Raw genomic sequence first — 21,899 nt, 5'->3', positions numbered from 1 at the left:
GCCTCCCTGACGCCTCCCTGACGCCTCCCTGACGCCTCCCTGACGCCTCCCTGACGCCTCCCTGTCAGAACTGGGGCTTCTGGGGGCCTTCGCATCCATCACTGTCGGTGATGGGTTCGGTGGTGGGTTCGGTGTGGTGGTGGGTGTGGGCGTCGTGGATGCGGTGGGTGCTGAGGACCATGACGCCGTCGGATTTGTAGGGGCGTGCGGTGGTGGGGAGTTCGTCGGTGAGGCGGGCGAAGGTCCAGGCCTGGTAGTGGGCGCGGTCGAGGGCGGCGAGCGCGGCGAGTGCTTCCTGGGTGCGCATCCGGGTGTGGCCGGCCATGACGTGGAGCAGGTCGTCGAGGAGGTCCCGACGTGGTGCCGGTGGTGTCGCTGTGCTGGTGTCGCTGTGCTGGTGTCGCTGTGCTGGTGTCGAGTCCGGTGCCGAGTCCGGTGTCGTGGCGGAGGGTGAGGGCTCGTTCGATGATCGGGGTGAGCTGGTCGACGCCGTCGCCGCGGGGAATGTGGTAGCAGCGGATGAGTCCGTCGTGGGTGGTGAATCCGGTGGTCATGGCGGTGCCGATGTCGCCGGGGTCGAGGCTGCCGTCGGGGTTGGTGGTGGCGGGGCGGAGGCTGGTGGCGGTGATGCCTGCGGTGTGTTTCCCGGTGCCGAGGATGGCGTCGTTGCCGTGGTGGTCGCCGATGGCGAAGCAGGCCCGGTTGGACTGGACTTTCGCTACTGCCCGGGGTAGGGACTCCGCTGAGGGGACGGGTGTGGCGAACAGGAGTGTGACTCCGTACTTACGGCCCTTGGCGACGATCTTCGTGACCAGCTCGGCGGCTTGCTCTCCGATGTCGGAGAGGAACAGTTCTTGGCATTCGTCGATGACCACGACGCGGGGGCGCATGGTCGGGTCGGCTGCGGCGAGGCGGCGGGTGAGTTTCGGTTCGCCGGCTGCGGACAGTTTCCGTCCTCGTTGGGACAGTTCGGAGAGCAGTGTGGTGAGGCTGTCGAGGACGGTGGGGAGGGCGTCGGGGTCGTCGGAGACGTGCAGGGTCCGCGCGATGGGCCGGAAGGGGTCGTAGTCGGCGTTGTGGGCCATGCAGTAGATGTCGATCTCGACGAGTGGGTCGAGGATGGCGCCGGCGAGGGTGGTGATGATCAGGGCGGATTTCCCGGAGCCCATCATCCCGGCCACGCCCCAGTTGGTGGCGAAGAGTCGTCCGGTGACGAGGTTGGCGCGGGTGTCGAGGGCGATCGGGACGCCGGTGAAGTAGTCGGTGGTGCCGTCGGTGAGTAGCGGCCACGGCGGGACCGGTTTCGTGAGGCTGCCTTGGTCGGCGACCCAGAGGTCGAGGACGCCGGGGTGGTTGCGGGGTTCGGTGGGCCACACCTCGACAGGCAACCTGAGCAGGTTGTGGGCGAGGACGTCTTTGCGTCGGTTGAGCATGTCGACGGTGACGCCTTCGGGAGCAGGAACTGGCAGTGCCAGCCCTTGCCGTCGTGGACCGGGGGCAGGATCCAGCGCGGCTGCCAGCCTTGCTTGAACTTGCTGTTGAGGGCGGGCAGGGCGAGGTGGCGCAGGGCGTTGACCACGGCTCGTTCGTCGGGGATCACGTCCCGGCCGCCGGGCTCGTCCTCGTCGGCGGCGGCGGGTGCGACCCAGGTGGGTGGCTCGGTGCGGGCGTGGCCGAGCGCCCACAACCCGGCCACCAGCCCGGTCAGGGCGAGCGTGCCCAGGGCGGTGGCGTAGACGGTTACGAAGGTGACGGTCCAGGCGACCGCGTCGATCACCCCGGTGATGGGGGCGATGACCTGGGTGATGTCTCGGGTGGCGAGGGCGAGGACGACCCCGAGGCCGACCAGCAGGCCGAGCACGCCGAGGACAGCGGCCCCGGCGGCGCGCAGCCAGGCCAGGGGTGCGTTGATCCAGTCCATGACCCGCCCATGCCGACGCTGTTTTTCGGCGGTGTCGCGGGCTTCCCATTCCAGGAGCCGGTCGTGGTCGCACGCGGCTTCGGCGGCGCGCATCTGGCGTTCGTAGCGGGTGGTGCCGTGGGTGTCGCGCCACCGGTTCACGAGGACACCAGCCCCGGACAGCACGTAGAAGCTGTGTCTGACCAGCGCCTTCGATGTCGATACCGCTGTCGTCGAGGTGGCGACAGCGACGGTGTGACGGTGTGCCGTCGTGACGTCACAGCGGTAGAGCTCCCGCCGTGATCGCACGAGCGTCCCGCTGGTGGTCTCGGTAGAAGTACTGACGACCTCGCCGTCGATGACCTCGCCCTCGACCACGACCGGCCGGTCGGTGCCGGTGCCGGTGTCGGTGCTGGTGGTGTTGGTGTGGTGGTGCAGGGTGATGACCGGCGCCAGCGCGTCGTCTCTGTCGTGGTGGGTCGGGCTGGCGCCACCAGATCCTTGACCGTCGTCGTGGTTCATCGCTGGTCACCGCCGCTCTCGTCGCGGTGTTCGTCGCGGTGTTCGTTGCGGAGGTGGCGGGCGCGTGCGGCGGAGCAGCGCAGCACCCGGCGGATCGACTCGGCCGAGGACGGGTCGACCCGGCCGTGGCCGACGGCTGCCCGGAGCTGACGACGAAGATCGTTCAGGGACCGTGGAGTCGACCCGGTTTCAAGATCATGGTCGGGGTCGACCCCGGCCCTCGACGATGATCTTGTCGACCTCGACTGTTGCAGGTCAGGCCTCGACTCCCCACCCAGCTCCGGCGCCGGTGGGTCGAGGAGGTCGACTCCGCCGCCAAGATCATCGTCGAGGTGGGAGTCGACCCACGGGTCGACCCGTGAGGCAAGGTCGGGATCGGTCCACGGGTCGTAGAGGTGGCCGCGGGTGAGCGCGGTCAGGGCGGCATCCCAGTCACCGTCCCCGTCGCTGTCCTGGCCTTCGGCGGCTGCGGTCGCGGTCGCGGTCATCGGGCCGGTCGGGGCGAGGGCGCGTCGGGCGATTCGGTAGGTGCCGGGCCGGTAGGCCAGGGTCGCGGTGCCGTCCGGGCCGATGACCGCGGTGGCGTCGGCGACGGCGAGGCGGCGGGCGCGGTCGGTCTTCACCTCGACCAGCCGGTCCAGGCGCCCGGCCCGGTGCGCGGCCCGCCGCTCGGTCCGGGACCGGGGTGTCCCGGCGAGGGTGAGTTGGTGGGCGGCGACGCCGGCGATGGACACGACCGCCATCACGACTCCGGCGGTGGGGCCCTGTTCGAGGCCGTGGGCCAGGTTCATCCCGGCTGCGACCAGGGCGAACACCACGACCCCGACCTGCAACCCGACGACCGAGCGGGTCGGGTGCTGGTGGCGTGAGGCGAGAACGGCCAGAGCGAACGCCCACATGCCGAGTTCGGTGATCCCGGCCAGCAGCACACCGAGTGGGCCGTAGATGGTCTGGCCGTAGGCGGCCATGGCCGGTGCGGCCAGGGCGAAGGACAGGAGCGCGATCGGGTAGATCAGCAGCTCCACCACATGGGCGGAAGCCCAGGTCAGAGCTCGGGCCCGGCGGGCGGCTCGTGCTGCTGACCGTGCTGCGGCCCGTTCGGCGCGGCGCTGGTCGGCGTGGTCGCGGTCGGCTCGGGCCTTGTCCCCGCGAGCGGTTTCGACCTCGATACGACGCCGCGCGGCGGCGTCAGCGTCCTCACGAGCGAGACGCGCCTCCAGGGCGCGCGCCTCGCGGCGTTCCGCAGCGCGGCTTGAGGCCCAGGAAGAGTCCGTGGTGGTCATGCCCCGGCCCTCCCCGCACCCTGCTGACCAGCCGAAACCGCCGCAGAAGACGACTCAGCGGGCGGTGAAACGACGGCTGCGGCAGCCCGCCCCGGCCTGACTAGCCGAGGCCGGGGCGGCACGGTGGGCGCGCCACAGACGCACCTCGACCGCTACCCACCACGCCGCAGCGAGGACGGTCGGGATGGTGAACCACCAGGTCAGACACATGGTCGCGACGCCGAGGGCGCCGACGATGATGATCTCGACAGCCCGGTCGGTCAGGCCGCGGGCGGCGGTGCGGAGTAGGGCGTTCATGCCGCCTCACCACCCGCGACACGGGCCTGACCAGCAAGAACCCGCGGAGGAAAGAACACGACCAGCCCAGCCGCGTCACCGGACGCCTCAGCGCTCGACTCGTCGTGGTCGTGGAGGAGGTCGCCGTAGCGGCGGTCAATCACCGGTTCGGTCAACCCGTCCGGACACCACCCAGACCCGGGAAACCCCAGGTCAAGACCGGTATCGAAGAGTTCCGAGGAGGGACCGTCGGCGGGAGAGGGAAGGAACCTTCCACCCACCAGTAGATGCGCGGACGTGCTCAGGGCAGCATGGCCCATAGCCAACCACCTATTCGTGTAGGTCGTTTGGTTAGGCCACCACGCCGGTTCTCTACGCCGGAGTGATGGCCGCAGCCCCGCCGGGCGGCGGAGTCGCCTATCCAGGAAGACACGCCCCCGGCGGGCCTGTCAAGCCTCCGCCTTGCACCGAACTCGCCGACCCCTCCCCGCCCCGGATTCAGTCACAGAACGTGACGGACAGATTGAGATAGTGGGTCGGGAACTATTATCGCTGTTCAGGCCGCCACAGGGTGATCTTCGGGGCGCGTAGACAGGGTCGTCGCTGAGGGGGGTGGCACGGATCGATCCGTGCCACCCCCCTCTATCCGTGACAGGAGAATCCTTATCTGACCTGCATGGATGCTGGATCGTCACGGATGTCACGGCTCGTCACGGATAGGGGCCCGTCTTGGGACATCCCCCGAAATTTCACTCTGCGTGACTGTTCGGGTGGTGTTCCACGGCCGCGGGTCATGCGCTGTGGCGGAGGGGGATTTCCGGATGGCACATGAAAGGTTCTTCGTCGTGTTGTGACCAGTGCGTCGGTCGTTTCCTGGGGTGTTTTTTCTGGATATCGGGTTGTTGTTGAGGGCGTCGAGGACATCCGCTGGATGGGGGGACCCGCTGGGTCCTGCTGACCGGAGTTCATCGTTCCCTTTATGGCGTCATGGGAGGACTCTTTCTGTGGCGGTTTCTTGAATCTGGTGAGTGGATTTTCGCCGTGGTGGTCAGGTGTCTGGTGGTCGGGTCGGCGGAGCTGGAGGTGTCCCGGATTAGCTCATTATCGTCCCGGATTTCCCCGGATTCACGTAGATCATCTCCGGGGGGAGGATCGGCGGCCGGTGGTGTCCTCGTGGCTCTTTGAGGGGGCTGTCCGTCGGTGGGCTCGGGGGTGTGCGGGTGGTGGTCTGATGGGGTCTGGGTGCCCCGAGAGCCCAGGTAAAAGCAGAGAAAAAGCCCGAGAGAGCCCGTGAGGGGTGCTCGGGTCTGGTCGTGGGAGCTGGGAGGGGGTGTAGAAGGCCGATGGTGGGGTGTGACCTGGGGTATGGCTGGTGCCGCTGGCTGCTGCTGCGCGCCGGACACCCCGATCACGCAGCGAAGCGGAGGGATCGGGGTGTCCGGCGCGCAGCAGCAGCCAGCGGTGTGGGGGGTGGCGTGGGATTGGAAGATTCAGTACGAAGTTCAATGGGTTAAAAAAGCAAGGTCAAAGAGGGGTAAGGTCAAAAGAAAAGTGATGTGTGGGGTTGATGTGGTGCGTGGTGGAGTGGTCGTGGTGTAGTTATTTGTGAGTGTGCGTTGGTGGGTTTTATTTTTGTTGTGCCGTGTGTGGTGTCGCGGTGAGGTGGTTTTCCGGTTTGGGTGAATTGCCGTGTTAGGTGGAGTACTGAGGCTCCCACGTGTCGAGCACCAAGTGTGGCCACATGATTGCGTCTGGTAGTGGTTCTTGACCGGTGGGGAGTGTGCGTGTTCGGATGCGCTCGTGAGTGCAAAGAGGTATGCGTGCCGCGGTATCAGTGCGGTGTTGGTCGTGGCGGTTTCAATGGGTTCGGCTACGGGGATTGCTGCGGCCGACGTCTCGGCGGTAGGGGGTGCATCTGCCTCGCATTCTACTTCGCTCGCCATGCAAGGCAGGCTGTCCAGCCCAGGCTCGGATAGTAGATTTGATGATCTCGTCGAGAAGCTTCGCTCAGTCCCGGCAGGGGCGTCTCCTGAGGAGGCAGCCAAGATTATTTATCCAAATGATCCAGAGGGGCGAGCTGAATATATCCGACTTGTGATGGAGTTCGCGGATCATAAGAATCCTTCTAGCCGCGCAATTCCGGCGGCACTGGCCATGCTGGGCCCGCCCTTGGCTCTCTGCGTAGCAGGGGGTCTTGGGAGCGCAGCTGTCAATGAGCTCATCGTACTAGTCAGGACTGGCGAATCAGAAACAGCTTACGGCCGCGTTAATTCTGCGGTTGGTGGTTGCATTACTACGGTTGTTCCACCAGCGCTGAGGCCTGCGGCGAACGCCGCAAAGCCTCAAATTGTTGCGATGATCACGGCACTGATTATTCGATTTACACCGAAGGCGGCTTAGCTAGAGCTGCTTACCAGATCTCATGAAGATAGTCCGCGCCCGCTTCTGGCAGATACTGATCCAGGCAGTCGTTACAACAATTCTAGCTGAGCTTAGCATTAGAGATATTGGGAGGGCTGTACCACTCTCCTGGGGGCACTTTTCGAGTTGCAGCCACTTTTCTGGCCGCTTTTCTGTTCTGGTGTTTATTTCACCTGGTGGTAATTCGTGATAGGTGGGGGTCGGGTGGTCGTTAATGCCGCCCCGCGCTGTTTGTGAAATGTCCCGGATGAGATTTAGGGCCAGGCTCAACTTATGCGGGGCCGAGAGCCGAGCTGCAAGCAACGGCTGATGCATGGAGCGTCGCCGCATCGAACCTCCACCGAGCCGGGAACGAGCCCAGCCCCGACCAGGGCGCGGCCGGTGTGTGGCGGCAGACGAGGGCGGCGGCGATGACCTGTCAGGCCGGTGTCGTCGTGTTCGCCCTGGCAGGTGCTCTTCGATCGGTGCGATTTGTGCTCACTTGCCAGCGCCAGGGCCGCAGCTCGCGGCGCGGCCCGCCGGTTTTGCGATACCCGCTTAGCCGGGCTATGTCTATAGCTGCTCCGCCGCAGGCGGCTGCGAAGCGACCCTCGGGCCCGCGGCCCGGACCCCGCTGCCGGGCGCGCCCGCACCGGAGGTCGTCGGTGGGTGCATGGGTGTTGGCGGTGTCTGGTGGCGATGTCTGGTCCGGACACCGCCAGGCTCAGCCGGACCAGACACAGTGCGTCCGCCGGTGCGTCCGTCGCCGTTCAAGATCAAGACCCACAGGACCTATGCATCATCTGATGATCTTCGGTGCGGGTGCCGGTCTGGGGTCTGGTGGTGGGCTCGGTCCGGGGCGGGGTGTGGTCTGGGTGCCGCCGCCTGCGGCGGAGCAAGTTAGGTGTTTTCTCGGAGAAAACACTCGGCCCGTCCGCCCGTCCGCCCGTCCGGCTGGTACTGGAAGGTGCGCTGGTCGGAGTCCCGGGGTGGGGTGGTGTCGGGGTGGGTGACACGCCCGGCTGACCTGGGAGTTCGAGACAGCCGGGCCTGCGACCTGGAATGATTCGAGTGCCACAGCAGCAGCAACAACCAAGTCAGTGTTTCGCCCGAGCGCCCGCGAGGGCGGGCCGTTCGCGGCTAGCCGCGAACCATCAGACACAGGGCGAAGCTCAATGCCTTGAAGCCTTGAACCGGCACCCCTCCGAAGGTGCCTCGGACCCCCCTGGGAGGGGGCCTCGTGCCCGCACCGCCGCTACTCGCTCCTCCCACGGCCAGCCAAGAAGCCCTCAGAGGCTCTGTGAGCGACGAAAATCTGGGCCCGGGCTACCTAGTCGGGGGGTCTGCCGTTTGAGGCGGCTACGGCGATCTGGGAGCGTTTGTGGACGTCGCGGTACCCGCTGGCCGCGGACGCCTTCGACGACGGCGTGTGGCGGCAGACGAGGGGCGAGGCGATGACCCGTCAGCACGTCGAGGCTGCACCCGAAACACGTGTGGGGTCTGATCGGTGTCGATGTCGATCACCCCGACGCGGTCCTGCGGATGGTCTCCACCGTCGACAACCACCCGCCACCGAACGTGATCATCGAGAACCCCGTGAACGGTCACGCACACGCCGCCTGGGCCATCACGACCCCCATCAAGGTCACCAACTACGGATCCCGCCGATCGGTCCGCTACGGCCTGTCCATCGAAGAAGCACTACGCCGCGCCGTCGGTGGTGACCCGCACTACCCGGCCCGGCTGATCAAAAACCCGTTCCACCCCCGCTGGATGACCCACTTCATCCACGCAGACACCTCCACCCTCGACCGATTCGGCGGAACCCTCACCCCGGCCGGGCACATGCCCGGACGTGGCTGGCACAACCAACGCCGCCGCACCCCCCGTCGGGCACTCCCGCAACGAAACCCTCTTCCACGGCGTCCGGCATTTCGCCTACCGGGAGATGCGCCACCACTGGGGCGACCCTGAGGGCTACCGCGCCGCGATCGCCCGTGAAGTCGCCATCCGCAACGCCGACTTCGACACCCCCCTCGGCGTCACCGAACTCGGCCACATCTCCACATCCATCACCGACTGGACCATCCGCTACTCCCGAATGTGGAACGACGGACCCGCCGCCTACGACCAAGCATTCCGAGCCATCCAAGCCGCCCGCGGACGAAAAGGATCAGGACGCAACGGCGGACTCGCCGGAAACAGCCGACCCGGCGGACTTGCCGGAAACAGCCGACCCGGCGGGACTCGTGCGCGGGAGGGAACAGCACGCAGAGTCTCTGTGTCGCCAGGCGGCGATGGCGAGGGCGGCCTACTCGTGACCGCGCGAATTGCGAAACGACGAACAAAAACCGGCCGTGAGCTGGCCGAGCAGTTCGGGGTCACTCGCGCCACCGTTGTGCGAATGATGGCCGAGCCTCGTGGGAGTTCCTTGCCCGCGCCCGGGATCGTCGTGCCACCGTCGTGCGCCTCAAGCTCCAGGGGCTCACCTGCGCCGCGATCGCCGTACAGACCGGCTTCCCTCGTGGGACGGTCTGCCGACCCTCTACGACGCCCGCCGCAACGGCGAATGGACTGAAGCCCTGACGAGGTGCGGCGCGCCTCATCGGGGCCGCCGCCCAAGCAGCCACGCAGAGTGAGATTTCGGGGGATGTCCCAAGACGGGCCCCTATCCGTGACGAGCCGTGACATCCGTGACGATCCAGCATCCATGCAGGTCAGATAAGGATTCTCCTGTCACGGATAGAGGGGGGTGGCACGGATCGATCCGTGCCACCCCCCTCAGCGACGACCTTGTCTACGCGCCCCGAAGATCATCCCGTGGCGTTCTGACCAGTGTTAATGCTGGTTCTCTGGGGGCCCACCAGGGACTGTTACTGTCGGTGACAAGTTCAGGTGTGTAGCGAGCCCAAGCGTCGTCGAACGAATCGCGGCGGTAGCCCTTGGCTCGGCCTTGAGTGAAGCGGACGGTTCCTGACTGGATGCCGTACTCGCTCAGGAGTTCCCGAGCTGTCGTGCGGTGAGTCCGTCTCCGCGTGGTCCGTAGTCGGCCCACGGGGCCTCGGGGTCGGCTCGGAGGTGTCGGAGGAGCTGCTGGGTGGGCAGCGCCTGTTCCGAGCCGAAGGCGGTGTGGCAGTCGGCGAGGAGGCGGATGCGTTCGGACTGGTCGTCGTCGCTTTCGTCTTGGAGGTCGAGGGAGTGCGGTGCGTGCGCGGTGGGGCCAGTTGGCTCCGGCGTGGTCGGCGATGGCGATCAAGGGTTCCCAGGTGTCGGCGGCGCGGTCTTCGACGGGCATGACCGGCTCGGCCGCCTCCAAGGCAGACAGGTCGTCACGCAACCATCCGTTCAGGCGCTCAGAGAGCTTCTGAAGGCGTGGACGGTCGCGCCGGTGCCGATACGGCGCCACCTGCTCTGTGGTGTTCTGCGGCGCATCTGGACGACCACGGCGCGGTCTTCGATGGTGTCGGGCATGCGTCCGATCCCGGCGAGGGCTGCCATGGCGAAGGTGGAGATCGTTTCGACTCGGTTCTTGTGCGGGTCGTAGCGTTTGGCGGGCCGGTTGCGTTGGTGTCCGGCGTTGAGGAGGCCGCGGAGGTCTTCGTGTCCGTCGGCTTTGGGTCCGAAGATGGTGTCGGCTTCGTCGACCAGCATCGTCGGCGGATCTTGCGTGATGGGAGCGGTAGACCGCTGCTGCGGTGGCGTTGACGGTGATGAACGGCTGGTGGCAGGCGCCTTCGACGACGTCGAGGAGCCTTGATTTGCCGCAGCGCTTCTCCGGCGCCCGGATCACCAGCCGCGGTGCGTGCGCCCACGCGGCTGAGCATGCGTGGCGGCGATCCAGAGTGTGACCGCGACCCCGGCCGCCTCCGACGGCAGGGAGACGTAGCGGCGCAGCGCCGCCTCCAGGTCGTCGAGCAGGACGGCCCCGTCCGGGCCAGGGTCGGTGCCGCCGGGCGGTGCCAGGGGCGTGGTGTCGGTCTTGGTGCGGTTTCGGCACCTAGATGCTGACCTGCGGGTTCGTGGTGGTCGTGGGTGTTCACGGGTTCCTCCAGATGGTTGCCGATGGTGCGGGTCTCGGGTGGTGTCGCCATGCGCGGCCTTCGGTGTCGGGGTTCGTGCGGATGGGTCACGAACTGGCCCGGTGGGCTGGTAGGTGCGTAGTTCCGCTGCGGGATGGCCGTGCGGGTAGCGGTGTGCGGCGGCCTGCATGGCGTCGAGGTCGGCCCGCCAGTACCAGCGCCCCCGCCACGGGCCGTCGATCAGGACGGCGAGTTCACGGCCGTCGGTGACCTGGACAGCGAGCCGCGCTGAGGGCGGTGTGGGGCTGAGGGGCGGGGGCTGCCGCGTCGCTTCCGGTCCTCGCCCGCTGGGGCGGGCTGTGGTCCGGGTCGACTTGCCCACGACCACCGGGGTGGCGCCGGATTCGGGTGTCGGGGGTGACCAGCGGAAATGCTGCTGGGCGGTCATGCGGCGGTCCGGGCGGGGGTGTGTGGATCCATCGTCGATGTCGCCGTTCGGTGGGTAGCGGCGCCGCATCAACTCGGTGAGGGAGGGCTGCCGGGCGAGCCCGGCCTCGGCGTAGGCGACGGACATGGCCTTGCTGGCGTCACGCAGGGCGATCCAGTGGGCGTGCCGCAGGTCGGCGACCTCGACCCCGACCCTCGCTGCGACCAGGAGCGGCGCGGTGGGCTGGGAGCGGCCGAGGACGGAGGCGAGGACGGCTGGGTCGACGAAGGCGATGACTTCCAGCGCCTCGGCGCGGTCGGCCAGGGCCGTGTTGCGGGCGGTCTGGTCGGGGTCGGACAGGTGTGGGAGCGGGTGCGGCAACGCTGACCGCCTCACCGATATCGGTGACTGTGTGTGACTGTGTGTGGGCATGGTTGTCTCCTGTTGTGGGCATGCGAAAGGGGAGGGAGGGAGGCACGGGGGTGTCTTCTCCCTGGTCAGATGAGGGGTTTAGAGGGGGAGGGGTGGGTTGCCTCCCTGGCCTCCCTGAGACTCCCTGGGTGACTGTCTGTGCAGTTCAGGGCGGGGAGGGAGTCAGGGAGGGAGGTCAGGGAGGCGGTCAGGGAGTTCTCCCTGCCTCCCTGACGCCTCCCTGACGCCTCCCTGACGCCTCCCTGACGCCTCCCTGACGCCTCCCTGACGCCTCCCTGTCAGAACTGGGGCTTCTGGGGGCCTTCGCATCCATCACTGTCGGTGATGGGTTCGGTGGTGGGTTCGGTGTGGTGGTGGGTGTGGGCGTCGTGGATGCGGTGGGTGCTGAGGACCATGACGCCGTCGGATTTGTAGGGGCGTGCGGTGGTGGGGAGTTCGTCGGTGAGGCGGGCGAAGGTCCAGGCCTGGTAGTGGGCGCGGTCGAGGGCGGCGAGCGCGGCGAGTGCTTCCTGGGTGCGCATCCGGGTGTGGCCGGCCATGACGTGGAGCAGGTCGTCGAGGAGGTCCCGACGTGGTGCCGGTGGTGTCGCTGTGCTGGTGTCGCTGTGCTGGTGTCGCTGTGCTGGTGTCGAGTCCGGTGCCGAGTCCGGTGTCGTGGCGGAGGGTGAGGGCTCGTTCGATGATCGGGGTGAGCTGGTCGACGCCGTCGCCGCGGGGAATGTGGTAGCAGCGGATGAGTCCGTCGTGGGTGGTGAATCCGGTGGTCATGGCGGTGCCGATGTCGCCGGGGTCGAGGCTGCCGTCGGGGTTGGTGGTGGCGGGGCGGAGGCTGGTGGCGGTGATGCCTGCGGTGTGTTTCCCGGTGCCGAGGATGGCGTCGTTGCCGTGGTGGTCGCCGATGGCGAAGCAGGCCCGGTTGGACTGGACTTTCGCTACTGCCCGGGGTAGGGACTCCGCTGAGGGGACGGGTGTGGCGAACAGGAGTGTGACTCCGTACTTACGGCCCTTGGCGACGATCTTCGTGACCAGCTCGGCGGCTTGCTCTCCGATGTCGGAGAGGAACAGTTCTTGGCATTCGTCGATGACCACGACGCGGGGGCGCATGGTCGGGTCGGCTGCGGCGAGGCGGCGGGTGAGTTTCGGTTCGCCGGCTGCGGACAGTTTCCGTCCTCGTTGGGACAGTTCGGAGAGCAGTGTGGTGAGGCTGTCGAGGACGGTGGGGAGGGCGTCGGGGTCGTCGGAGACGTGCAGGGTCCGCGCGATGGGCCGGAAGGGGTCGTAGTCGGCGTTGTGGGCCATGCAGTAGATGTCGATCTCGACGAGTGGGTCGAGGATGGCGCCGGCGAGGGTGGTGATGATCAGGGCGGATTTCCCGGAGCCCATCATCCCGGCCACGCCCCAGTTGGTGGCGAAGAGTCGTCCGGTGACGAGGTTGGCGCGGGTGTCGAGGGCGATCGGGACGCCGGTGAAGTAGTCGGTGGTGCCGTCGGTGAGTAGCGGCCACGGCGGGACCGGTTTCGTGAGGCTGCCTTGGTCGGCGACCCAGAGGTCGAGGACGCCGGGGTGGTTGCGGGGTTCGGTGGGCCACACCTCGACAGGCAACCTGAGCAGGTTGTGGGCGAGGACGTCTTTGCGTCGGTTGAGCATGTCGACGGTGACGCCTTCGGGGAGCAGGAACTGGCAGTGCCAGCCCTTGCCGTCGTGGACCGGGGGCAGGATCCAGCGCGGCTGCCAGCCTTGCTTGAACTTGCTGTTGAGGGCGGGCAGGGCGAGGTGGCGCAGGGCGTTGACCACGGCTCGTTCGTCGGGGATCACGTCCCGGCCGCCGGGCTCGTCCTCGTCGGCGGCGGCGGGTGCGACCCAGGTGGGTGGCTCGGTGCGGGCGTGGCCGAGCGCCCACAACCCGGCCACCAGCCCGGTCAGGGCGAGCGTGCCCAGGGCGGTGGCGTAGACGGTTACGAAGGTGACGGTCCAGGCGACCGCGTCGATCACCCCGGTGATGGGGGCGATGACCTGGGTGATGTCTCGGGTGGCGAGGGCGAGGACGACCCCGAGGCCGACCAGCAGGCCGAGCACGCCGAGGACAGCGGCCCCGGCGGCGCGCAGCCAGGCCAGGGGTGCGTTGATCCAGTCCATGACCCGCCCATGCCGACGCTGTTTTTCGGCGGTGTCGCGGGCTTCCCATTCCAGGAGCCGGTCGTGGTCGCACGCGGCTTCGGCGGCGCGCATCTGGCGTTCGTAGCGGGTGGTGCCGTGGGTGTCGCGCCACCGGTTCACGAGGACACCAGCCCCGGACAGCACGTAGAAGCTGTGTCTGACCAGCGCCTTCGATGTCGATACCGCTGTCGTCGAGGTGGCGACAGCGACGGTGTGACGGTGTGCCGTCGTGACGTCACAGCGGTAGAGCTCCCGCCGTGATCGCACGAGCGTCCCGCTGGTGGTCTCGGTAGAAGTACTGACGACCTCGCCGTCGATGACCTCGCCCTCGACCACGACCGGCCGGTCGGTGCCGGTGCCGGTGTCGGTGCTGGTGGTGTTGGTGTGGTGGTGCAGGGTGATGACCGGCGCCAGCGCGTCGTCTCTGTCGTGGTGGGTCGGGCTGGCGCCACCAGATCCTTGACCGTCGTCGTGGTTCATCGCTGGTCACCGCCGCTCTCGTCGCGGTGTTCGTCGCGGTGTTCGTTGCGGAGGTGGCGGGCGCGTGCGGCGGAGCAGCGCAGCACCCGGCGGATCGACTCGGCCGAGGACGGGTCGACCCGGCCGTGGCCGACGGCTGCCCGGAGCTGACGACGAAGATCGTTCAGGGACCGTGGAGTCGACCCGGTTTCAAGATCATGGTCGGGGTCGACCCCGGCCCTCGACGATGATCTTGTCGACCTCGACTGTTGCAGGTCAGGCCTCGACTCCCCACCCAGCTCCGGCGCCGGTGGGTCGAGGAGGTCGACTCCGCCGCCAAGATCATCGTCGAGGTGGGAGTCGACCCACGGGTCGACCCGTGAGGCAAGGTCGGGATCGGTCCACGGGTCGTAGAGGTGGCCGCGGGTGAGCGCGGTCAGGGCGGCATCCCAGTCACCGTCCCCGTCGCTGTCCTGGCCTTCGGCGGCTGCGGTCGCGGTCGCGGTCATCGGGCCGGTCGGGGCGAGGGCGCGTCGGGCGATTCGGTAGGTGCCGGGCCGGTAGGCCAGGGTCGCGGTGCCGTCCGGGCCGATGACCGCGGTGGCGTCGGCGACGGCGAGGCGGCGGGCGCGGTCGGTCTTCACCTCGACCAGCCGGTCCAGGCGCCCGGCCCGGTGCGCGGCCCGCCGCTCGGTCCGGGACCGGGGTGTCCCGGCGAGGGTGAGTTGGTGGGCGGCGACGCCGGCGATGGACACGACCGCCATCACGACTCCGGCGGTGGGGCCCTGTTCGAGGCCGTGGGCCAGGTTCATCCCGGCTGCGACCAGGGCGAACACCACGACCCCGACCTGCAACCCGACGACCGAGCGGGTCGGGTGCTGGTGGCGTGAGGCGAGAACGGCCAGAGCGAACGCCCACATGCCGAGTTCGGTGATCCCGGCCAGCAGCACACCGAGTGGGCCGTAGATGGTCTGGCCGTAGGCGGCCATGGCCGGTGCGGCCAGGGCGAAGGACAGGAGCGCGATCGGGTAGATCAGCAGCTCCACCACATGGGCGGAAGCCCAGGTCAGAGCTCGGGCCCGGCGGGCGGCTCGTGCTGCTGACCGTGCTGCGGCCCGTTCGGCGCGGCGCTGGTCGGCGTGGTCGCGGTCGGCTCGGGCCTTGTCCCCGCGAGCGGTTTCGACCTCGATACGACGCCGCGCGGCGGCGTCAGCGTCCTCACGAGCGAGACGCGCCTCCAGGGCGCGCGCCTCGCGGCGTTCCGCAGCGCGGCTTGAGGCCCAGGAAGAGTCCGTGGTGGTCATGCCCCGGCCCTCCCCGCACCCTGCTGACCAGCCGAAACCGCCGCAGAAGACGACTCAGCGGGCGGTGAAACGACGGCTGCGGCAGCCCGCCCCGGCCTGACTAGCCGAGGCCGGGGCGGCACGGTGGGCGCGCCACAGACGCACCTCGACCGCTACCCACCACGCCGCAGCGAGGACGGTCGGGATGGTGAACCACCAGGTCAGACACATGGTCGCGACGCCGAGGGCGCCGACGATGATGATCTCGACAGCCCGGTCGGTCAGGCCGCGGGCGGCGGTGCGGAGTAGGGCGTTCATGCCGCCTCACCACCCGCGACACGGGCCTGACCAGCAAGAACCCGCGGAGGAAAGAACACGACCAGCCCAGCCGCGTCACCGGACGCCTCAGCGCTCGACTCGTCGTGGTCGTGGAGGAGGTCGCCGTAGCGGCGGTCAATCACCGGTTCGGTCAACCCGTCCGGACACCACCCAGACCCGGGAAACCCCAGGTCAAGACCGGTATCGAAGAGTTCCGAGGAGGGACCGTCGGCGGGAGAGGGAAGGAACCTTCCACCCACCAGTAGATGCGCGGACGTGCTCAGGGCAGCATGGCCCATAGCCAACCACCTATTCGTGTAGGTCGTTTGGTTAGGCCACCACGCCGGTTCTCTACGCCGGAGTGATGGCCGCAGCCCCGCCGGGCGGCGGAGTCGCCTATCCAGGAAGACACGCCCCCGGCGGGCCTGTCAAGCCTCCGCCTTGCACCGAACTCGCCGACCCCTCCCCGCCCCGGATTCAGTCACAGAACGTGACGGACAGATTGAGATAGTGGGTCGGGAACTATTATCGCTGTTCAGGCCGCCACAGGGTGATCTTCGGGGCGCGTAGACAGGGTCGTCGCTGAGGGGGGTGGCACGGATCGATCCGTGCCACCCCCCTCTATCCGTGACAGGAGAATCCTTATCTGACCTGCATGGATGCTGGATCGTCACGGATGTCACGGCTCGTCACGGATAGGGGCCCGTCTTGGGACATCCCCCGAAATTTCACTCTGCGTGACTGTTCGGGTGGTGTTCCACGGCCGCGGGTCATGCGCTGTGGCGGAGGGGGATTTCCGGATGGCACATGAAAGGTTCTTCGTCGTGTTGTGACCAGTGCGTCGGTCGTTTCCTGGGGTGTTTTTTCTGGATATCGGGTTGTTGTTGAGGGCGTCGAGGACATCCGCTGGATGGGGGGACCCGCTGGGTCCTGCTGACCGGAGTTCATCGTTCCCTTTATGGCGTCATGGGAGGACTCTTTCTGTGGCGGTTTCTTGAATCTGGTGAGTGGATTTTCGCCGTGGTGGTCAGGTGTCTGGTGGTCGGGTCGGCGGAGCTGGAGGTGTCCCGGATTAGCTCATTATCGTCCCGGATTTCCCCGGATTCACGTAGATCATCTCCGGGGGGAGGATCGGCGGCCGGTGGTGTCCTCGTGGCTCTTTGAGGGGGCTGTCCGTCGGTGGGCTCGGGGGTGTGCGGGTGGTGGTCTGATGGGGTCTGGGTGCCCCGAGAGCCCAGGTAAAAGCAGAGAAAAAGCCCGAGAGAGCCCGTGAGGGGTGCTCGGGTCTGGTCGTGGGAGCTGGGAGGGGGTGTAGAAGGCCGATGGTGGGGTGTGACCTGGGGTATGGCTGGTGCCGCTGGCTGCTGCTGCGCGCCGGACACCCCGATCACGCAGCGAAGCGGAGGGATCGGGGTGTCCGGCGCGCAGCAGCAGCCAGCGGTGTGGGGGGTGGCGTGGGATTGGAAGATTCAGTACGAAGTTCAATGGGTTAAAAAAGCAAGGTCAAAGAGGGGTAAGGTCAAAAGAAAAGTGATGTGTGGGGTTGATGTGGTGCGTGGTGGAGTGGTCGTGGTGTAGTTATTTGTGAGTGTGCGTTGGTGGGTTTTATTTTTGTTGTGCCGTGTGTGGTGTCGCGGTGAGGTGGTTTTCCGGTTTGGGTGAATTGCCGTGTTAGGTGGAGTACTGAGGCTCCCACGTGTCGAGCACCAAGTGTGGCCACATGATTGCGTCTGGTAGTGGTTCTTGACCGGTGGGGAGTGTGCGTGTTCGGATGCGCTCGTGAGTGCAAAGAGGTATGCGTGCCGCGGTATCAGTGCGGTGTTGGTCGTGGCGGTTTCAATGGGTTCGGCTACGGGGATTGCTGCGGCCGACGTCTCGGCGGTAGGGGGTGCATCTGCCTCGCATTCTACTTCGCTCGCCATGCAAGGCAGGCTGTCCAGCCCAGGCTCGGATAGTAGATTTGATGATCTCGTCGAGAAGCTTCGCTCAGTCCCGGCAGGGGCGTCTCCTGAGGAGGCAGCCAAGATTATTTATCCAAATGATCCAGAGGGGCGAGCTGAATATATCCGACTTGTGATGGAGTTCGCGGATCATAAGAATCCTTCTAGCCGCGCAATTCCGGCGGCACTGGCCATGCTGGGCCCGCCCTTGGCTCTCTGCGTAGCAGGGGGTCTTGGGAGCGCAGCTGTCAATGAGCTCATCGTACTAGTCAGGACTGGCGAATCAGAAACAGCTTACGGCCGCGTTAATTCTGCGGTTGGTGGTTGCATTACTACGGTTGTTCCACCAGCGCTGAGGCCTGCGGCGAACGCCGCAAAGCCTCAAATTGTTGCGATGATCACGGCACTGATTATTCGATTTACACCGAAGGCGGCTTAGCTAGAGCTGCTTACCAGATCTCATGAAGATAGTCCGCGCCCGCTTCTGGCAGATACTGATCCAGGCAGTCGTTACAACAATTCTAGCTGAGCTTAGCATTAGAGATATTGGAGGGCTGTACCACTCTCCTGGGGGCACTTTTCGAGTTGCAGCCACTTTTCTGGCCGCTTTTCTGTTCTGGTGTTTATTTCACCTGGTGGTAATTCGTGATAGGTGGGGGTCGGGTGGTCGTTAATGCCGCCCCGCGCTGTTTGTGAAATGTCCCGGATGAGATTTAGGGCCAGGCTCAACTTATGCGGGGCCGAGAGCCGAGCTGCAAGCAACGGCTGATGCATGGAGCGTCGCCGCATCGAACCTCCACCGAGCCGGGAACGAGCCCAGCCCCGACCAGGGCGCGGCCGTGTGTGGCGGCAGACGAGGGCGGCGGCGATGACCTGTCAGGCCGGTGTCCGTCGTGTTCGCCCTGGCAGGTGCTCTTCGATCGGTGCGATTTGTGCTCACCTTGCCAGGCCAGGGCCGAGCTCGCGGCGCGGCCCCGCCGGTTTTGCGATACCCGCTTAGCCGGGCTATGTCTATAGCTGCTCCGCCGCAGGCGGCTGCGAAGCGACCCTCGGGCCCGCGGCCCGGACCCCGCTGCCGGGCGCGCCCGCACCGGAGGTCGTCGGTGGGTGCATGGGTGTTGGCGGTGTCTGGTGGCGATGTCTGGTCCGGCACCGCAGGCTCAGCCGGACCAGACACAGTGCGTCCGCCGGTGCGTCCGTCGCCGTTCAAGATCAAGACCCACAGGACCTATGCATCATCTGATGATCTTCGGTGCGGGTGCCGGTCTGGGGTCTGGTGGTGGGCTCGGTCCGGGGCGGGGTGTGGTCTGGGTGCCGCCGCCTGCGGCGGAGCAAGTTAGGTGTTTTCCTCGGAGAAAACACTCGGCCCGTCCGCCCGTCCGCCCGTCCGGCTGGTACTGGAAGGTGCGCTGGTCGAGTCCCGGGGTGGGGTGGTGTCGGGGTGGGTGACACGCCGGCTGACCTGGGAGTTCGAGACAGCCGGGCCTGCGACCTGGAATGATTCGAGTGCCACAGCAGCAGCAACAACCAAGTCAGTGTTTCGCCCGAGCGCCCGCGAGGGGCGGCCGTTCGCGGCTAGCCGCGAACCATCAGACACAGGGCGAAGCTCAATGGCCTTGAAGCCTTGAACCGGCACCTCCGAAGGTGCCTCGGACCCCCCTGGGAGGGGCCTCGTGCCGCACCGCCGCTACTCGCTCTCCCACGGCCAGCCAAGAAGCCCTCAGAGGCTCTGTGAGCGACGAAAATCTGGGCCCGGGCTACCTAGTCGGGGGTCTTGCCGTTTGAGGCGGCTACGCGATCTGGGAGCGTTTTGTGGACGTCGCGGTACCCGCTGGCCGCGGGACGCCTTCGACGACGGCGTGTGGCGGCAGACGAGGGGCGAGGCGATGACCCGTCAGCACGTCGAGCTGCACCCGAAACACGTGTGGGGTCTGATCGGTGTCGATGTCGATCACCCCGACGCGGTCCTGCGGATGGTCTCCACCGTCGACAACCACCCGCCACCGAACGTGATCATCGAGAACCCCCGTGAACGGTCACGCACACGCCGCCTGGGCCATCACGACCCCCATCAAGGTCACCAACTACGGATCCCGCCGAATCGGTCCGCTACGGCCTGTCCATCGAAGAAGCACTACGCCGCGCCGTCGGTGGTGACCCGCACTACCCGGCCCGGCTGATCAAAAACCCGTTCCACCCCCGCTGGATGACCCACTTCATCCACGCAGACACCTCCACCCTCGACCGATTCGGCGGAACCCTCACCCCGGCCGGGCACATGCCCGGACGTGGCTGGCACAACCAACGCCGCCGCACCCCCGTCGGGCACTCCCGCAACGAAACCCTCTTCCACGGCGTCCGGCATTTCGCCTACCGGGAGATGCGCCACCACTGGGCGACCCTGAGGGCTACCGCGCCGCGATCGCCCGTGAAGTCGCCATCCGCAACGCCGACTTCGACACCCCCTCGGCGTCACCGAACTCGGCCACATCTCCACATCCATCACCGACTGGACCATCCGCTACTCCGAATGTGGAACGACGGACCCGCCGCCTACGACCAAGCATTCCGAGCCATCCAAGCCGCCCGCGGACGAAAGGATCAGGACGCAACGGCGGACTCGCCGGAAACAGCCGACCCGGCGGACTTGCCGGAAACAGCCGACCGGCGACTCGTGCCGCGGGAGGGAACAGCACGCAGAGTCTCTGTGTCGCCAGGCGGCGATGGCGAGGCGGCCTACTCGTGACCGCGCGAATTGCGAAACGACGAACAAAACCGGCCGTGAGCTGGCCGAGCAGTTCGGGGTCACTCGCGCCACCGTTGTGCGAATGATGGCCGAGCCTCGTGAGGAGTTCCTTGCCCGGCGCCCGGGATCGTCGTGCCACCGTCGTGCGCCTCAAGCTCCAGGGGCTCACCTGGCCGCGATCGCCGTACAGACCGGCTTCCCTCGTGGGACGGTCTGCCGACTCCTCTACGACGCCCGCCGCAACGGCGAATGGACTGAAGCCCTGACGAGGTGCGGCGCGCCTCATCGGGCCGCCGCCCAAGCAGCCACGCAGAGTGAGATTTCGGGGGATGTCCCAAGACGGGCCCCTATCCGTGACGAGCCGTGACATCCGTGACGATCCAGCATCCATGCAGGTCAGATAAGGATTCTCCTGTCACGGATAGAGGGGGGTGGCACGGATCGATCCGTGCCACCCCCCTCAGCGACGACCTTGTCTACGCGCCCCGAAGATCATCCCGTGGCGTTCTGACCAGTGTTAATGCTGGTTCTCTGGGGGGCCCACCAGGACTGTTACTGTCGGTGACAAGTTCAGGTGTGTAGCGAGCCCAAGCGTCGTCGAACGAATCGCGGCGGTAGCCCTTGGCTCGGCCTTGAGTGAAGCGGACGGTTCCTGACTGGATGCCGTACTCGCTCAGGAGTTTCCCGAGCTGTCGTGCGGTGAGTCCGTCTCCGCGTGGTCCGTAGTCGGCCCACGGGGCCTCGGGGTCGGCTCGGAGGTGTCGGAGGAGCTGCTGGGTGGGCAGCGCCTGTTCCGAGCCGAAGGCGGTGTGGCAGTCGGCGAGGAGGCGGATGCGTTCGGACTGGTCGTCGTCGCTTTCGTCTTGGAGGTCGAGGAGTGCGGTGCGTGCGCGGTGGGGCCAGTTGGCTCCGGCGTGGTCGGCGATGGCGATCAAGGGTTCCCAGGTGTCGGCGGCGCGGTCTTCGACGGGCATGACCGGCTCGGCCGCCTCCAAGGCAGACAGGTCGTCACGCAACCATCCGTTCAGGCGCTCAGAGAGCTTCTGAAGGCGTGGACGGTCGCGCCGGTGCCGATACGGCGCCACCTGCTCTGTGGGTGTTCTGCGGCGCATCTGGACGACCACGGCGCGGTCTTCGATGGTGTCGGGCATGCGTCCGATCCCGGCGAGGGCTGCCATGGCGAAGGTGGAGATCGTTTCGACTCGGTTCTTGTGCGGGTCGTAGCGTTTGGCGGGCCGGTTGCGTTGGTGTCCCGGCGTTGAGGAGGCCGCGGAGGTCTTCGTGTCCGTCGGCTTTGGGTCCGAAGATGGTGTCGGCTTCGTCGACCAGCATCGTCGGCGGATCTTGCGTGATGGAGCGGTAGACCGCTGCTGCGGTGGCGTTGACGGTGATGAACGGCTGGTGGCAGGCGCCTTCGACGACGTCGAGGAGCCTTGATTTGCCGCAGCGCTTCTCCGGCGCCCGGATCACCAGCCGCGGTGCGTGCGCCCACGCGGGCTGAGCATGCGTGGCGGCGATCCAGAGTGTGACCGCGACCCCGGCCGCCTCCGACGGCAGGGAGACGTAGCGGCGCAGCGCCGCCTCCAGGTCGTCGAGCAGGACGGCCCCGTCCGGGCCAGGGTCGGTGCCGCCGGGCGGTGCCAGGGGCGTGGTGTCGGTCTTGGTGCCGGTTTCGGCACCTAGATGCTGACCTGCGGGTTCGTGGTGGTCGTGGGTGTTCACGGGTTCCTCCAGATG

The 21,899-nt window shown here is 67.0% G+C and carries 11 protein-coding genes and 5 pseudogenes; 4 read left to right on the top strand and 12 right to left on the bottom strand.

The window, feature by feature from the left end:
* Positions 1 to 98 precede the first annotated feature (98 nt).
* From Ae717Ps2_RS36840 to Ae717Ps2_RS32065, 3 genes are all read right to left on the bottom strand, one after another.
* A complete protein-coding gene (locus tag Ae717Ps2_RS36840) occupies positions 99 to 1,376 on the bottom strand; it encodes an FtsK/SpoIIIE domain-containing protein (protein WP_075334737.1) in 1,278 nt (425 codons plus the stop codon).
* Between the two features lie 1,042 nt (positions 1,377 to 2,418).
* Entirely contained in the window at positions 2,419 to 3,705 is a 1,287-nt protein-coding gene (locus Ae717Ps2_RS32070; protein WP_075334730.1) for a hypothetical protein, read from the bottom strand.
* 54 nt (positions 3,706 to 3,759) lie between these two features.
* Positions 3,760 to 4,002 (bottom strand): hypothetical protein, encoded by a 243-nt coding sequence (locus tag Ae717Ps2_RS32065; protein ID WP_075334729.1) that lies wholly within the window; start codon positions 4,000 to 4,002, stop codon positions 3,760 to 3,762.
* A gap of 3,870 nt (positions 4,003 to 7,872) precedes the next feature.
* On the opposite strand from Ae717Ps2_RS32065, the gene Ae717Ps2_RS32055 reads away from it, so the two are divergent.
* Together Ae717Ps2_RS32055 and Ae717Ps2_RS40670 are read left to right on the top strand one after the other, a co-directional pair.
* On the top strand, positions 7,873 to 8,355 hold the full coding sequence (locus Ae717Ps2_RS32055) for a replication initiation protein (protein ID WP_075334735.1): 483 nt from the start codon (positions 7,873 to 7,875) through the stop codon (positions 8,353 to 8,355).
* A gap of 480 nt (positions 8,356 to 8,835) precedes the next feature.
* Positions 8,836 to 8,967: pseudogene (locus Ae717Ps2_RS40670) on the top strand (helix-turn-helix domain-containing protein); the annotation flags it as partial.
* A 211-nt stretch (positions 8,968 to 9,178) separates the two neighbouring features.
* Here the strand turns inward: Ae717Ps2_RS40670 and Ae717Ps2_RS39950 are convergent.
* From Ae717Ps2_RS39950 to Ae717Ps2_RS32025, 7 genes and pseudogenes are all read right to left on the bottom strand, one after another.
* A pseudogene (locus Ae717Ps2_RS39950) lies at positions 9,179 to 9,561 on the bottom strand (DUF3631 domain-containing protein); the annotation flags it as partial.
* Between the two features lie 76 nt (positions 9,562 to 9,637).
* Positions 9,638 to 9,787, bottom strand: a pseudogene (locus Ae717Ps2_RS39945) (DUF3631 domain-containing protein); the annotation flags it as partial.
* Positions 9,727 to 10,032: a hypothetical protein gene (locus Ae717Ps2_RS39645; RefSeq protein ID WP_233147873.1), complete on the bottom strand. Its 306-nt coding sequence runs from the start codon at positions 10,030 to 10,032 to the stop codon at positions 9,727 to 9,729. The gene Ae717Ps2_RS39645 and the pseudogene Ae717Ps2_RS39945, both read right to left, overlap by 61 nt.
* A 135-nt stretch (positions 10,033 to 10,167) precedes the next feature.
* A complete protein-coding gene (locus tag Ae717Ps2_RS39640; protein ID WP_075334732.1) occupies positions 10,168 to 11,208 on the bottom strand; it encodes a hypothetical protein in 1,041 nt (346 codons plus the stop codon).
* 363 nt (positions 11,209 to 11,571) lie between these two features.
* Positions 11,572 to 13,896: an FtsK/SpoIIIE domain-containing protein gene (locus Ae717Ps2_RS32035; RefSeq protein WP_075334731.1), complete on the bottom strand. Its 2,325-nt coding sequence runs from the start codon at positions 13,894 to 13,896 to the stop codon at positions 11,572 to 11,574.
* Complete coding sequence (locus tag Ae717Ps2_RS32030; RefSeq protein ID WP_075334730.1) at positions 13,893 to 15,179, bottom strand: hypothetical protein; 1,287 nt, start codon at positions 15,177 to 15,179, stop codon at positions 13,893 to 13,895. Before Ae717Ps2_RS32030 ends, Ae717Ps2_RS32035 begins: the two co-directional genes overlap by 4 nt.
* Positions 15,180 to 15,233: 54 nt before the next feature.
* Complete coding sequence (locus Ae717Ps2_RS32025; protein ID WP_075334729.1) at positions 15,234 to 15,476, bottom strand: hypothetical protein; 243 nt, start codon at positions 15,474 to 15,476, stop codon at positions 15,234 to 15,236.
* A 3,613-nt stretch (positions 15,477 to 19,089) separates the two neighbouring features.
* Between Ae717Ps2_RS32025 and Ae717Ps2_RS40665 the strand changes: the two genes are divergently transcribed.
* Positions 19,090 to 19,596: a replication initiation protein gene (locus Ae717Ps2_RS40665; RefSeq protein WP_369804893.1), complete on the top strand. Its 507-nt coding sequence runs from the start codon at positions 19,090 to 19,092 to the stop codon at positions 19,594 to 19,596.
* Positions 19,530 to 20,162, top strand: a pseudogene (locus Ae717Ps2_RS40660) (replication initiation protein); the annotation flags it as partial. The gene Ae717Ps2_RS40665 and the pseudogene Ae717Ps2_RS40660, both read left to right, overlap by 67 nt.
* Positions 20,163 to 20,638: 476 nt before the next feature.
* Here the strand turns inward: Ae717Ps2_RS40660 and Ae717Ps2_RS39635 are convergent.
* Both Ae717Ps2_RS39635 and Ae717Ps2_RS39630 read right to left on the bottom strand, forming a co-directional pair.
* A complete protein-coding gene (locus Ae717Ps2_RS39635) occupies positions 20,639 to 21,274 on the bottom strand; it encodes a DUF3631 domain-containing protein (protein WP_233147875.1) in 636 nt (211 codons plus the stop codon).
* Positions 21,195 to 21,899 (bottom strand): annotated as a pseudogene (locus Ae717Ps2_RS39630) (hypothetical protein); the annotation flags it as partial. The pseudogene Ae717Ps2_RS39630 and the gene Ae717Ps2_RS39635, both read right to left, overlap by 80 nt.

Source organism: Pseudonocardia sp. Ae717_Ps2, assembly GCF_001932475.1.
Lineage (GTDB): Bacteria > Actinomycetota > Actinomycetes > Mycobacteriales > Pseudonocardiaceae > Pseudonocardia.
This window is presented reverse-complemented; position numbering and strand designations above follow the sequence as displayed.

Excerpts from the sequence above, each read along its gene's own strand:
- Ae717Ps2_RS32025 (WP_075334729.1), bottom strand. The coding sequence starts at position 15,476 with ATGAACGCCCTACTCCGCACCGCCGCCCGCGGCCTGACCGACCGGGCT.
- Ae717Ps2_RS32030 (WP_075334730.1), bottom strand. The coding sequence starts at position 15,179 with ATGACCACCACGGACTCTTCCTGGGCCTCAAGCCGCGCTGCGGAACGC.
- Ae717Ps2_RS32065 (WP_075334729.1), bottom strand. The coding sequence starts at position 4,002 with ATGAACGCCCTACTCCGCACCGCCGCCCGCGGCCTGACCGACCGGGCT.
- Ae717Ps2_RS39645 (WP_233147873.1), bottom strand. The coding sequence starts at position 10,032 with ATGCTGGTCGACGAAGCCGACACCATCTTCGGACCCAAAGCCGACGGA.
- Ae717Ps2_RS32035 (WP_075334731.1), bottom strand. The coding sequence starts at position 13,896 with ATGAACCACGACGACGGTCAAGGATCTGGTGGCGCCAGCCCGACCCAC.
- Ae717Ps2_RS32070 (WP_075334730.1), bottom strand. The coding sequence starts at position 3,705 with ATGACCACCACGGACTCTTCCTGGGCCTCAAGCCGCGCTGCGGAACGC.
- Ae717Ps2_RS39635 (WP_233147875.1), bottom strand. The coding sequence starts at position 21,274 with ATGCGCCGCAGAACACCCACAGAGCAGGTGGCGCCGTATCGGCACCGG.